Below are 13,738 nucleotides of genomic sequence, written 5' to 3'. Positions count from 1 at the left end.
CTGATTCTCTGCTAGTATTGACTGGAACAACATCTAGTCTTCAATACGATGATCTGTGTTATAACGCTTTTAAGATCCCATCAACGCTGGCTTTGGCATCCCCGAATAACATCTGGCTATTTTCTTTAAAAAATAGTGGGTTTTGAACACCGGCATAGCCGGTTGCCATCGAACGTTTAAAGATCACTACATTAGACGCATTCCAGACTTCGAGTACGGGCATCCCGGCGATAGGGCTTCCGGGTTCTTTGGCGGCAGGGTTGACGGTATCGTTAGCGCCGATCACCAGAACCACATCGGTATCGGCAAAATCAGCATTGATCTCATCCATTTCCATGACAATGTCATAAGGAACCTTCGCTTCAGCCAGCAGTACATTCATATGGCCCGGTAGACGGCCCGCGACGGGATGGATGGCAAAACGAACTTTAATACCTAATGCCCGTAGCCGTTTGGTAATGTCGGCCACCGGATATTGTGCCTGAGCAACAGCCATGCCGTAACCCGGGGCAATGATCACGCTTCGAGCTGATTTCAGCATGCTGGCGACTTCTTCAACCGATGTTTCCCGGTATTCTCCCATATCGGTATCACTGATGGTGCCTTCTGCGGTTCCAAATCCTCCGAGGATGACGCTAATAAATGAGCGGTTCATCGCTTTACACATAATGTAAGAGAGGATGGCCCCGGAGCTACCGACTAAGGCGCCAGTGATAATCAGCAGGTCATTGCCCAGCATAAAGCCGGATGCGGCAGCGGCCCACCCTGAGTAGGAGTTCAGCATGGAAACCACAACCGGCATATCGGCACCGCCAATTGCGGCGACCAAATGGTAGCCGAAAACAAAAGCAATCAGCGTCATCAGTAGGAGTGTCCACAAACCGCCATGTCCGGCATAGGTTAGACCCAGTGCAAAACTGACGACCACCATTCCCAGATTCAGCCAGTGTTTTCCGGGAAGAGAAGTTGGGGCACTTTTAATCAGACCATGCAATTTGCCAAAGGCGACAATAGAACCGGTAAAGGTAACCGCACCAATAAAGATCCCCAGAAAGATTTCCCATTGATGGATCAGCAACGCACTACCACTTAAGTGTAGAACGGCTTTATTGGCGGGGATCCCAAGACTATTGGCCAGTTGCTCCAAATTATTGCTGATATGATGCAATTGGGCTAGTTGTGGTGCTAATTGCAGGGCGCTGACAAAACCCACTAAGACCGCCGCCAAACCGACGAAACTATGCAGCATGGCGACCAGCTCCGGCATTTCGGTCATTTCAACCCGGGTGGCCAAACGTAAGCCAATCGCTCCGCCAATAATGACAGCGATTAGGATAAGCCAGCCACCAGTCGTTACTTCGTGGCTCAGTAAGGTAGCAATGACGGCAATCGCCATCCCGATCATGCCGAACAGATTCCCACGGCGAGCGGTCTGCTGTTTGGACAGTCCGGCTAAACTGAATATGAACAGTAGTGCGGCAATCAGATAGGCGGCAATTAATAATCCATGTGACATATCAGGCTCCTATTCGTCATCTTTACGGAACATTTTCAGCATGCGTTGAGTGACCGCAAAGCCGCCAATGATATTAATGCTGGCGATTAAAATAGCGATCGCAGATAACACCAGCATAGTGATACTGGCCCCGGTCTTCATCTGGACTAGTGCCCCGAGCACGATAATGCCTGAAATTGCGTTGGTGACACTCATGAGCGGGGTGTGTAGGGCATGGGTGACGTTCCAGACCACGTAATAACCGACCACACAAGCGAGGACAAAAACGGTGAAATGTTGCACGAATTCGGTGGGGGCCGAATTGGCGACCCAACCAAAAAGGATGACGGCAATCAAGGCCAGTAATGGCTTCAACCACGGCTTCGCAGGTTTTTCTGGGACGATGGGTTGGGGGTCGGCGGCTGGAGTCGCTTTTGGGGCAGCACTGACCTGAATCGGTGGGGGTGGAAAAGTGATTTCGCCATCGCGGACCGCTGTGACCCCCCGGATCACTTCATCGTCAAAATTGAAATCGATTTGCCCATCTTTATTCGGGGTCATCAATTTTAACAGATTGACTAAGTTGGTGCCGTAAAGCTGACTGGCTTGTGCTGGGAGTCGATTAGAGAGATCGGTCAGACCGATAAGGGTGACGCCGTGTTTGACACAAATTTCACCCGGTTCAGTGAGTTCGCAGTTGCCGCCGTTGGCTGCGGCTAAGTCGACAATGACACTTCCCGGTTTCATTAGCTCGACCATATCGGCCAGAATCAATTTCGGTGCGGGTTTCCCGGGAATTAAAGCCGTCGTGATGATGATATCCACATCGGCCGCTTGTTGCCGAAAGAGCGCCATCTCGGCATCGATAAAGGCCTGGCTCATCTCTTTTGCATAGCCATCACTGCTGGAGCCTTCCTCTTCGACATTCAGTTCGAGAAATTCAGCACCCATTGAGGCGATCTGTTCTTTCACTTCCGGACGCGTATCGAAAGCACGGACCACGGCCCCTAGGCTTGATGCCGTGCCAATGGCGGCTAGACCGGCGACTCCGGCTCCGATCACCAAAATTTTAGCCGGGGGAACTTTTCCCGCTGCCGTGATTTGCCCAGTGAAGAACCGCCCAAAGTGATTGGCGGCTTCGATAACCGCGCGATAGCCATCGACATTGGCGAGTGAACTGCGGGCATCGAGTGACTGGGCCCGGGAGATCCGGGGAACCATGTCCATCGCTAGTAGATTTATTCGGCGTTGCTGAGCTTGTTGTAAAAGTTCGGGGTTCTGGGCTGGCCAGAGAAAACTGATGAGCGAGCTACCTTCAGTAAGCTGGGCTAGTTCACTGTCATCGGTGTCATAGCTTGGGAGTGTTACTTTTAGAACAATGTCACTGGCAAATACATCGTGATGTTCGCCAATAGATGCTCCGGATTGTTGATAGGCGCTGTCGGGAAAATCTGCGGCGGCTCCGGCATCATGTTCCACTAAAATATCAAAGCCAAGTTTAATGAGCTCGGAAACTGTTGCAGGGGTGGCTGCAACTCTGGCTTCACCAGGTGCACTTTCTTTAGGAATTCCGATTTGCATAACGTGTCCTCAGTCAGACGTTGACTCGGTGTAATCCGTTTACTCATAGAGCATGCGGTGATTTAGGCTCTGAGATAGAAGTCTCTCTAAATCTCCTCAACTATAGAATAATTAAGCGAATTTTATTGTGTCATGGGATTCATTTTTTAACAATATCGTTTATTTTTTATTCGAAATATAAAAATTAATTAACACTTAATGATAGGTAATTCAATAAGTTATAAAAAAATTGGTCAGCATGCTTCATTGTTTTGTAAACGTATCCATTTTATAATAACGAAGATTTCTAAGAGGTATGATGTAAACGAATGTTTGGGTATATTGGATTAGCGTTTTTGCTAACCGTTATTGTGCCAGGTCTGTGTTATTTGGCTGGGTGTATTGATCTGTATCTGCGTTTCGGCGCTCACCTGTCCGGAATTGTGCTATTGCTCTGGGTTCTCATCGATGCCATGAAAATGCGCTATGGGCGCGTTCATGTCAAACATGTCCATCTTAAGAAAAAACATCATTCTTAGATGGTCTGTCTTCTCTGATTTTTATCGTTACCTGCACGCGCTTTGCGTCAAGGCATTGCCGTGTCAGGCCGTGAGCTGCCAACCTCACCGCATTTGTACCACATTCAGACCTATGAATTCGGGTATCCTTCTGGCAAGATGAAGCTTTCATCTGCCTATTGGAGCAAGTTGCATTTGGCCCGAAAACGTTGGTCTTTTCGAGATAGCCGTCTGGCCCGTCGGTTGGTGATGGCGATTGTCCTTTTCAGTTCACTGCTTACAGTGACTTTTACCGGTGCGCAACTTTACCTTCAGTATCGTCTTGATTTGCAAAATGTGGATCAATCGGCTCAGATTATTCGTGATTCCTGGTTGGCCAGCCTGACGGAAAGTATTTGGGATTACGATACGGACCTCATTGAAATGCAATTAAATGGCATGATTAACTTGCCTTTTATTATGCAGATCCAACTGAAATTATCCGATGGACAGTATTTTGCGGTAGGTCATCCATCAGCTGATGACACCTTGTTATTTAAATTTCCACTACAACACGTTCAGGCGGGTAAGATGCATGCGTTGGGGGCGTTGACGGTGGTCGCGGATACCGCGCGAATTCACCAAGATTTGATCCGGTATGCGCTTACGATTTTGGTTTCTAATTTGATTAAAGCGGCATTAGTCGTGATTTTTATGCTGTTTATCTTCCAGCTCTTGTTGGGACAGCATTTGATCCAAATTGTTGCTTATTTAACGGGGAGTGATGGCCATGATCCCCGGCAGCCGATGCGGCTACATCGTCATGGGAAGGATCGAGATGAGTTGGATGATCTGGTGAATGCTTACAATGATATGTCCCAACGACTAACGGAAGAAAACCAGCGTCGGCTTGAAGAAAGTGAGCAACGTTCGGCGATGCAGCAGCAGTTGGCGCGGATGGATCGGCAAGTGACGATGGGCGAGATGGCCACGAGTTTGGCTCATGAATTGAATCAGCCTCTGGCATCGATTACCGGGTATGCTGATATTTGTCGGCGCTTTCTCTCACAGCAGGAAATGGCAAAATTAGATCGAACACTGGAAAAAATATCCAATGAAGCGCTGCGGGCATCGGAGATTATCCGTCGAACCCGGGAGTTTGTTCGTTCGCGTAAAACCGCACGGGAGAATATCCGGGTTTATGATCTGCTAGAAACAACGTTAGCCATCATTCAGCACAGTGCGGATCAGGTCAATGTTGAACTGCGTTTAGAAGTAGATGCTACTGCCGACGAGGTGGTTTATATCGATAAAATTCAGATCCAGCAGGTACTGATTAATTTACTGAAAAATGCGATGGATGCGTTGGTCTCTTTGCCGGAACCGCGCCTGATTCGGGTGCGAGCGGTAATGGAGCAAGAGCGAGTTCGAATACAGGTGATCGATAATGGGTCTGGTATTGATCCGCAAGTTATGGAAACATTGTTCTCGCCCTTTGTGACAACGAAGGATGATGGTATGGGGATTGGACTGGCGATTAGTCGGGCCATTGTCGAAGCCCATCATGGTCAGCTGCGTGCGGATAACCAACCGGATGGTGGGGCGTGTTTTGAATTGGATTTAGCCATAAGCTGCGAGTGATGGCTTGTGATGACCGTGGCTTAGATTGGCTGATTTAGTCGATGACTTAAATAAAGTGAATATTATGAATGAACCGTCAAAACCGTTAATTTATATTGTTGATGATGATCCATCGATTCGGGACATGATCGAACTGATGATCGATAGTGTGGGTTATGAATACCGCAGTTTTGAAGATGCGAATAGCTTTTTAGCTGGATTTGAAGATGTTCACGGTTGCCTGCTTCTCGATATCCGAATGCCTGGAATGTCCGGTATGATGCTTCAAGAACGGCTGAATGAACGACGTGTGATGATCCCGATTATCTTTATCACCGGTCATGGTGATATTACGATGGCTGTTGAAGCGATGCAGCGGGGTGCTTTTGATTTTATGGAAAAACCATTCCGGGAATTTGATCTACTCAGTAAAATTGAAAAGGCTCTGGCTCAGGATCAACAAAATCGACTGGATTTAACCATGCAGCAGGAGATCAGTGAACGAATTGATTCGCTGACCAAGCGTGAGAAAGAAGTCATGGGTCTGGTTGCCAAAGGGCTGGCGAATAAGGTGATTGCGATCGATTTGAACATCGCTCAGGGGACCGTTGAAATCCATCGTTCCCGAATTATGTCGAAAATGAAAGCCCGGAGTTTGGCGCATTTGATGCGTATGTTGATGGTGGCTGGTGAACTCGATAACGATATCTAAATGAATAAAAATTCATTTATTTGAATATAAAGTTGATATTTAAATATATTTTTGAATTTTTATGATCTATGTCATGTTGTTATCGAGTAAATTATAAAAACCACTTGTTTAATGAGGGTTATTTTTATAGGCTGATCATGTCGTATAGTTTTTCACCAATCTGTTGAGTCTGGTTGGAGTAGTTCCTCTCTCTATTTTTGCCGTTTAATACGGTGTCTTGTTGTTCTTTGGGTCTCTGTCTTTAAGACCCGCGATACATGAAACTATTCATAATAGAGGAGACATGCTATGGAACAACATAAGCAACAGTACCGTTGTTTCTCGACGGGGCGAGGTTTTTATCTCCGGATTCCGGTGTCCGAATCCCAAGAACAGAACCCCCAGAAAGAGCAGCCGCAGAAACAGCCTTAAAGTTTAACGGTGATATGCCCCGGCACAGTGTCGGGGCTTTTTTAGGTTTATTTTTGACGATTGATTAAAAATTGATTGGTCGTAACGATAGATTTTCCAGAAAATATCAATTTTAGCTTTTACATAAATATCGCTATAGTACCTACATCGCCACGGTAAATGGCATGAATGAATTATAGAGGTGAGATGATGCATGTAGTTATTTTTGGCCGACCTGGCTGCCCTTATTGTGTTCGGGCGAAACAACTCGCGGAACAGTTATCTGAAAGTCAGGATGATTTTGGCTTTCGCTACGTTGATATTTATGATGAAGGGATCACTAAAGCCGACCTTTCAAAATCAGTGGGTAAACCAGTAGAAACCGTCCCCCAGATCTTTGTCGATAAACAGCCCATTGGCGGTTGTACCGAATTTGAAGCGATGATGCGGGAAAAATTCCCTCAGTAATCAATATATGATTCTATTGACCTTCAAGTTGACAAAACCGGGTTTTTATCCGGTTTTGCAGCATTATAGGTTCCAATAAAACTTGCCTTACTGGATTGCTGCCTGTTGGTAAGTTTCACCGAGCGCGGTGAGTTCAAAATGCCCCCTGAGGATCAGTTATCGCTGGTCTGGTTATGCCTTTTTAACAGGTTATGGCCACGTCGTTTTATCATGTATTTTTCTAATGAAGTGTGATGTATCCCTCTCGACATGGAGATAATTGAACTAGACTTTAAGAGCAGGGCATAGGTTTTGCTATTCCATAGTGACATCGATTATGAGAGTAAGGAGTCGAGATGGAATACGGAGTGCTATTAAATCTGGATCCCCCAGTCATCTTGGGAATCGTCAATGAAAAATTGCGTGTTGAATGCGATTCTTTAGCGTCTGTTGCCAAGGCCTATGGGGTCAGGCAGCGGCAACTTCAGCTCAAGTTAGCGGCAATGGGTTACCGCTATGATCCGCTTTCCAATCAGTTTAAGGGCTTATGGGAAGATGAAGAGCCACAGGCAACGCATTGATCCGAATTTTTGATGAGATCGGGGCTCGCGGATAAGTAAAGAATCCAACAGTGATAGGCTACATCGCTTATCGGATTGGTTCTTATGACTTTAATCCGATGCTACAGGTGCTCAGGAGCTATCCTGAGCACTGAGCTTTCTTCATGCTGTGTGGGGCTGTGCGAATAAGCGCAAAATCCATTGTAAAACGATATCGGACTGAACCTGAGCGTGCATACTTGCGTTTATCTGCGCCCGTCGTTCTGTCGAAAGTTGTTCGGTATGTTTTTCCAAGAGTTTCTGAGTATATCCTTGCGTGAATTCGGGGTGTCCCTGAACGGTAAAAATATGGCTGTCTTTGACCAGCATGAAATTCGGACAGAAATTATTGCCGGCGATCGCCATGAGATCATCGGGTACGCTTTCGACTTGGTCCTGATGACTTACCCAGAGTGTCAATTGTGAGGGGGCATCTTGGATCCATGCCGGAGATTGGCGGATATCAACCTGTGTTGAGCCCAACCCCCAGCCTTTAGCTGATTTAGCCACGCGGCCACCCAGTGCTCGCGCAATCAGTTGGTGACCAAAACAGATCCCGGCTATCCGGGCTTTGGCCTGATCGGCCTGCTGCACCCAGTTCATTAAATTTAAAATCCATGGGTCATTATCATAAGCATTGTGACGGCTACCCGTGATGATATAGCCATCAAATTGCTCCAACTCTTGGGGTAACTGTTGCTCCAGTGCATCAAACTGACTGAAACTGAGATCGCTGCTGAGTTTTTGTAATTGTGTGACAAACATCGTCGGATATTCACCAAACAGGGCCGCCAGCTCAGGATCGACTCGGTCACATTTAATAATTGCTATTTTCATCATACCAACAACTCCATTCGATCTATTCCATGAGATCGGTTAAGGCCAACGACTTGTAACATTTTTGATTCGGGTATAAAAACGGATCCCATCCTGACCGTGCAGATTTAATGCGCCAAACAGCGAGCTTTTCCAGCCTCCGATACTTTGATAAGCCATTGGGATCGCTAGAGGGCTATTAATACTCACCATGCCTGCTTGTACCTGATATGCAAAATCACGAGCATAATCGGGGTTTCGGGTATAGATTGCAGCTCCTTGTCCCAGTGAATGGCCATTGATGAGTGCCAAACCTTGCGGGTAATCATCGACGCGGCTAATCGCAAGCACCGGACCTAGAATTTCCTCTTTATAGATCCGCATGTCCGGGGTGACATCATCAAATAAGGTTCCTCCCAGAAAGTAACCGGTTTGATTGACGACATCTCGACCATCGACCAATAACCGAGCGCCTTCTTTTTCACCTTGCTCGATATAACCGCGAACGCGGAGTAACTGTGCCTCACTGACTAAAGGACCCATCTGTTGTTGCGCCTGTATCGGGTGGGTACCAATAATCAATGATTGGACTCGGGGAGTCAGTAGTGCCGCGAGTTGATCGGCCGTATGTTGTCCGACGACCACCGCGACAGCGATAGCCATGCAGCGTTGTCCGGCTTCCCCATAAGCGGCCAGCATGAGATCATCACAGACCTGTTCCAGATCGGCATCCGGTAAGATCAGCATATGATTTTTAGTACTACCTAACGCCTGTACTCGTTTACCGGCTTTCGTTCCTTTGCGATAGACCGATTGTGCGATTGGGGTGGAACCGATAAAGCTGACGGCCGCTACATTTGGATCCTCTAGCAGAGCGTCAACCACTTCTTTATCTCCTTGGATCACTTGAAATACCCCAGCAGGTAATCCGGCGTCTTGGAGCATTCGGGCAAAATGTAGTGCTATTGACGGAGTCTTTTCAGAAGGCTTGAGAATAAAACAATTGCCGCAGCTTAACGCGATGGGAAACATCCACAATGGAGCTAGAGCCGGAAAAGTATAAGGGGTGATCCCAACGCAGATCCCGACGGCCTGATACAGTGTGAAATGTTCGGTGCTTGCGGTGATCTCGGCGGTATATTCCGCTTTGAGCTGTTCATTTAACTCCAGCGAAAAGTCTAGAATTGCGAGTCCTTGTTCTAACTCTTGCCAAGCTTCTGATTCGGTTTTCCCCTGTTCTTGGCTGATAAGCGTGGCCAGTTCATGTTGTTCATCCATCAGCCGTTGTTTAAATCGAGCCAGATATTGAAGCCGTTGTGATGGGGATAAAGCAGCCCATGATGGCTGAGCTTCACGGGCATATTGAACGGCTTCATGGGCTTCAGCTGCGCTTGACAACGTTACTTCACCAAGAATATCCCCGGTAGCCGGATGATAAATATGACTCAGTCGAGCCGAATGACTCGGATAAGGTTGACCATTGATAAAATTACTAACCAGTGGCTTCATGAACGAACCTCTTTACTGATATTGCTATAATTATTATTTTCATTAACGTCGCGTCATTAGGTATGATGAAAATCGCTGAGCTATGGCCTTTAGAAGCTTTCGGGGTCATAGATGCTGAAGGCGTGAGTTTGTTCTAGGAACATGCATTTATATATGACTTCAGCTTGCGGATCTTTTCGACCTTAATTTAAAATATTAAACAAAAATAACATAATACTTAACATCTTTGGATGCAACTGCCCGTTGTCTTCCATGGTTCGCTTTTTAGAGAGAGTCCCAACATCATGCATGACGTAGATATTGGCGCACGGCTTCGGACGTTGCGTAAGGAGGCTGGTTTGTCTCAACGTGAGTTAGCCAGACGGGCTGGTGTTACCAATGGTTTTATTTCTCAGGTAGAAAAAAATCAAGTCAGTCCGTCGGTTGCTTCACTAAAAAAATTACTAACCGAATTACCCCTTTCCTTAGCGGAATTTTTTGCCGAACAACAATCGGTCGCCCAGCAATTCTACAGCCGAGCCGAAGAACATCCGGATATCGGACAAGGTCCGATTAGTTATCGGATGGTGGGAGCGTTTCGTCCTTATCGCAATATCGGGATGCTTCATGAGATCCTCAAACCCGGCGCGGATAGTGGCGAAGCGATGTTATCCCATGCTGGAGAAGAGTGTGCCGTCGTGGTCCGGGGCTGTCTGGAACTGACCGTTGAAGAGCAATCGGTGATGCTTTATGCCGGGGATAGTTATTACTTCGACAGCCTGCGTCCGCATCGGTTTCGCAACATCAGTGATGAAAACTGCGAACTGGTCAGCGCCAATGCTCCGCCGACTTTTTAAACAAAATTTTACATTTAGGGCTGGTTTCCGGGTCACTCTTTATGCTAGCGTTGTTTAATATATCGAAACAAAACGTTTAATTTAACAATCGTTAGCCGGAGGTGCTATGTCTGAGCGTTCATTTGCGGATTGGCAGGAAGCTGCTGCTCAATTGACTTTACCGACCCAGGCCATCATTGATGGTCAGGATTGTGATGCAGCCAGTGGGGCCACCTTCGCGGTGATAAACCCAGCAACCGGGCAGTTACTGACTGACGTTGCGCGCTGTGATGCCGAGGATGTGGATCGAGCCGTTGCCGCGGCTCGTCGCGCCTTTGAACAACGGGTATGGTGTGGGTTGGCTCCTGCTGTGCGTAAGCAGTATTTACAGCGTTTTGCGACGCTGTTAGCCGAACATGCGCAGCAAATTGCGCTGTTAGAAGCGCTCGATATGGGCAAACCGATTAGTAATGCTCTGGGTTATGATGGCCCGGCAACTGCGCGCTGCATCGCCTGGAATGCGGAAGCCATTGATAAAATCTATGATGAACAGGCCCCAGTCGGCGATGAAGCGTTGGCGTTGATCAGTCGTGAACCGTTAGGGGTGGTGGCTGCCATTGTTCCCTGGAATTTTCCGACTGTGATGGCGGCCTGGAAATTAGGTCCAGCGTTGGCAACCGGTAATAGTGTGATTTTAAAACCTTCGGAAAAATCGCCGTTAACGGCCATTTTATTGGGCCAGCTGGCACGGGAAGCTGGACTTCCGGATGGCGTGTTGCAGGTGCTTCCTGGATTTGGCCATGAAGCTGGAGCGGCATTAGGGACGCATCCGGATGTAGATTGTATTACCTTTACCGGCTCCACTGCGGTAGGTAAAAACTTAATGGTGATGGCCGCTCAGTCTAATTTAAAACGCACCTTTATGGAGTGTGGTGGGAAAAGTGCCCATATTGTGTTTGCTGATGGGAATTTGAAAGCTGCCGCTGAAACTGCTGCTGGAGCCATCTTCTATAATCAGGGCGAAGTGTGTACCGCCGGTTCCCGATTGCTGGTGGAAGATTCTATTTATGATGAGTTTATTCATGCATTAAAGGCTCAGGCGGCCCGTTGGCAACCGGGGCATCCTCTGGATCCGGCCTCACCGATGGGGGCCATTGTCGATAAGATGCAGTGGCAACGGATCCTAGACTACATTCAAATCGGCCAGAGTGAAGGCGCGACGTTACTGTGTGGCGGCAAAGCTTGCCAGCCCGTTGAAGGCGGCTACTTTATCGAACCGACGATTTTCATGGATGTTGATGCTTCCATGCGGATTTGTCAGGAAGAAATTTTTGGCCCGGTGCTCTGTGTACAACGATTTAGTAGTGAAGCGCAGGCGATTGCAATGGCGAATGACAGCGATTATGGTCTGGCCGCTGGGCTATGGAGCCAGAATATTCAGCGTGCGATTCGTGTTTCACGGCAGTTGCGGGCCGGAACCGTCTTTGTGAATAACTGGGATGGAGGGGATATGACGATGCCCTTTGGCGGTTATAAACAATCCGGAAATGGCCGCGATAAATCGCTGCATGCACTGGAAAAATATACGGAACTGAAAGCCACTTGGATCCAGCTTTAATTTGAATAAAATTCAACCACGAAAGATCAACAACCCCTAGGCCCGCTTAGGCATTGGTATCGATGCCGGCCAACTGTTGGATTAGACTCGGGTGGCTAGGGGCCGACACATAGCGCTGACTTGCATGGTCTGCGGTGGGTTGCTGGATTTTTTGGGAAAACTGTTGCAGTTGATCAGGCAAATTCATTCCGAGCTGATGGGCTCTCTGGCGAATAATTGCCGGGGCTTGTTGGGCCTCCTGATGCGCATCGAATGACGTCTGCCCCGCGCGGTGGAGCATGCCATGAATATAGTGTTGTACCGCGGGGTTACTGCGAAGTTGATTGAGTAACAGGTTCTCTGGCGCGGCATTCTCGGGTGATTGCGGTGTGACTTCGCTAGCCGATGATGAAGATGATGGGGTTGCCGGTTCATGGTTGTCCGGCGCAGCGGTGTATTGTTGATAGGCTTGGATTTGCATGATTAAAGGCCGGTTTAGAGTAATATATCCGACCTGTAGCAAATCCGATGCCGATTTTAATTCAATGGTATTAACAGGCTCGATAGAGCAAAGGTTGCCCGGCTGATAATCGGTTTAGATTATCCACAACGGCTGCGAAAATTCCGTCCATTGAAAGTTGGGTCACGCCGCCGATATGCGGAGTCGCAATCAGATTTTCAGTAAAGAGCGGGTGCTTCGGATCCGGTGGTTCCTGCCAGAATACATCCAGACCAGCTCCGGCTAAGGGGCCATGTCGCAGGGCTTGGAGTAGAACATCTGGATCAATCAGTCCTCCTCGTCCCAAATTGATCAGAAAGGCGCCGGGTTTCACTTGCTGTAATTTTTCGGTCGTGAGGAGATGGTGAGTTTGGGGCGTATCCGGAAGGCTAAAGACCAGAAAATCACTTTCCTGAAGTAATTGATCCAGTCCGTCCATGCCTGCACACCATTGCATTCCCAGTTGGCTGGCTAACTTTGGATCGGCATGTCGTTTGACGCCAATCAGGGTCATTTCAAAAGCTTTGAGCCGTTTAGCTAATGCTTTCCCAATCCCGCCGACACCGACTAAGCCCACGGTTTTGCCCTTTAAGGTGGTTCCTAAAGGATGTCCCAGATGCTGCTGAGCGAGTTCTGTCGCGATTTGTTTGGCTTGACGGGCCAGCGATAGCATCAGAAAAATCCCCAATTCAGCGACGGAATCCGCGTTGCCGGAATGTTCGGTGGGAACATTGGCAACGGCAATTTGTTGTAGGCGAGCGGCCTGAATATCAACTCCCTCCAGACCCGCACCACTTTGTTGAATGAGTTTAAGTTGGGGGGCGTCGCGTAGTAATTCTGCGGTAATCGGGCTCATAGTGGGGATCACTACGTCGATATCATGCAGCGATTGGATTTGATAATCCTCCTGAGCTTGCCACTGATATTGGGGCAGACTTTGCTGAAGTTTTTCAAACATCCCTCCCCATGAATGCCGGGGAGCGGCATATAAAGCTTTCATACATTCTCCTGTCCATTGAATGATGGATGGCCCTGGAACCATCATGAAGGGTTCCATGTGTATGATTCAAGATAAACAGTGCTTGCTCGAAAGCCAAGTGATTGTCGTTGTTAATTTATAAAGTTGTTGCGCAGGGATGGAAGATTGTGAATAATCACGCGTTTTGCCGGTCAAAGGATGCA

The 13,738-nt window shown here is 47.8% G+C and carries 13 protein-coding genes; 7 read left to right on the top strand and 6 right to left on the bottom strand.

Annotation, left to right across the window (positions count from 1 at the left end; genetic code table 11):
* Nucleotides 1-58: 58 nt before the first annotated feature.
* Entirely contained in the window at nucleotides 59-1,516 is a 1,458-nt protein-coding gene (gene pntB, locus ABUE20_RS04770) for a Re/Si-specific NAD(P)(+) transhydrogenase subunit beta (RefSeq protein ID WP_408618698.1), read from the bottom strand.
* Nucleotides 1,517-1,525: 9 nt separating this feature from the next.
* A complete protein-coding gene (locus ABUE20_RS04765; RefSeq protein WP_408618697.1) occupies nucleotides 1,526-3,076 on the bottom strand; it encodes a Re/Si-specific NAD(P)(+) transhydrogenase subunit alpha in 1,551 nt (516 codons plus the stop codon).
* A 308-nt stretch (nucleotides 3,077-3,384) separates the two neighbouring features.
* On the opposite strand from ABUE20_RS04765, the gene ABUE20_RS04760 reads away from it, so the two are divergent.
* The 5 genes from ABUE20_RS04760 to ABUE20_RS04740 all read left to right on the top strand — a co-directional run bounded on the left by ABUE20_RS04760 (nucleotide 3,385) and on the right by ABUE20_RS04740 (nucleotide 7,302).
* Nucleotides 3,385-3,594 carry a hypothetical protein gene (locus ABUE20_RS04760; RefSeq protein WP_408618696.1) on the top strand — a complete coding sequence of 70 codons (210 nt, stop codon included), beginning with the start codon at nucleotides 3,385-3,387 and terminating at the stop codon, nucleotides 3,592-3,594.
* A gap of 60 nt (nucleotides 3,595-3,654) precedes the next feature.
* Nucleotides 3,655-5,193, top strand: a complete 1,539-nt coding sequence (locus ABUE20_RS04755) for a sensor histidine kinase (protein ID WP_408618695.1) — start codon at nucleotides 3,655-3,657, stop codon at nucleotides 5,191-5,193.
* A gap of 64 nt (nucleotides 5,194-5,257) precedes the next feature.
* Nucleotides 5,258-5,884 (top strand): response regulator transcription factor, encoded by a 627-nt coding sequence (locus ABUE20_RS04750; protein WP_408618694.1) that lies wholly within the window; start codon nucleotides 5,258-5,260, stop codon nucleotides 5,882-5,884.
* A 600-nt stretch (nucleotides 5,885-6,484) separates the two neighbouring features.
* A complete protein-coding gene (locus tag ABUE20_RS04745) occupies nucleotides 6,485-6,742 on the top strand; it encodes a GrxA family glutaredoxin (protein WP_408618812.1) in 258 nt (85 codons plus the stop codon).
* A 335-nt stretch (nucleotides 6,743-7,077) separates the two neighbouring features.
* Nucleotides 7,078-7,302, top strand: a complete 225-nt coding sequence (locus ABUE20_RS04740) for a DUF4250 domain-containing protein (protein WP_408618693.1) — start codon at nucleotides 7,078-7,080, stop codon at nucleotides 7,300-7,302.
* Nucleotides 7,303-7,443: 141 nt separating this feature from the next.
* On the opposite strand, the gene ABUE20_RS04735 is transcribed toward ABUE20_RS04740, so the two are convergent.
* Both ABUE20_RS04735 and mmsA read right to left on the bottom strand, forming a co-directional pair.
* Nucleotides 7,444-8,160 carry a glutamine amidotransferase-related protein gene (locus tag ABUE20_RS04735; RefSeq protein WP_408618692.1) on the bottom strand — a complete coding sequence of 239 codons (717 nt, stop codon included), beginning with the start codon at nucleotides 8,158-8,160 and terminating at the stop codon, nucleotides 7,444-7,446.
* Between the two features lie 36 nt (nucleotides 8,161-8,196).
* On the bottom strand, nucleotides 8,197-9,645 hold the full coding sequence (gene mmsA, locus ABUE20_RS04730; RefSeq protein WP_408618691.1) for a CoA-acylating methylmalonate-semialdehyde dehydrogenase: 1,449 nt from the start codon (nucleotides 9,643-9,645) through the stop codon (nucleotides 8,197-8,199).
* Nucleotides 9,646-9,929: 284 nt separating this feature from the next.
* On the opposite strand from mmsA, the gene ABUE20_RS04725 reads away from it, so the two are divergent.
* Both ABUE20_RS04725 and ABUE20_RS04720 read left to right on the top strand, forming a co-directional pair.
* Entirely contained in the window at nucleotides 9,930-10,481 is a 552-nt protein-coding gene (locus tag ABUE20_RS04725; protein ID WP_408618690.1) for a cupin domain-containing protein, read from the top strand.
* Nucleotides 10,482-10,587: 106 nt separating this feature from the next.
* Nucleotides 10,588-12,078, top strand: coding sequence for an aldehyde dehydrogenase (locus ABUE20_RS04720; protein ID WP_408618689.1), 1,491 nt, complete (start codon nucleotides 10,588-10,590; stop codon nucleotides 12,076-12,078).
* Nucleotides 12,079-12,124: 46 nt separating this feature from the next.
* Here the strand turns inward: ABUE20_RS04720 and ABUE20_RS04715 are convergent, their stop codons facing one another.
* Nucleotides 12,125-12,538 (bottom strand): hypothetical protein, encoded by a 414-nt coding sequence (locus tag ABUE20_RS04715; RefSeq protein ID WP_408618688.1) that lies wholly within the window; start codon nucleotides 12,536-12,538, stop codon nucleotides 12,125-12,127.
* 70 nt (nucleotides 12,539-12,608) lie between these two features.
* On the bottom strand, nucleotides 12,609-13,556 hold the full coding sequence (locus tag ABUE20_RS04710; protein ID WP_408618687.1) for an NAD(P)-dependent oxidoreductase: 948 nt from the start codon (nucleotides 13,554-13,556) through the stop codon (nucleotides 12,609-12,611).
* Between the last annotated feature and the right edge of the window lie 182 nt (nucleotides 13,557-13,738).

The organism is Celerinatantimonas marina (genome assembly GCF_046054165.1).
GTDB lineage: Bacteria > Pseudomonadota > Gammaproteobacteria > Enterobacterales > Celerinatantimonadaceae > Celerinatantimonas.
Note: the sequence above shows the minus strand (reverse complement) of the source record. Positions and strands in the feature narration are given on the sequence as shown.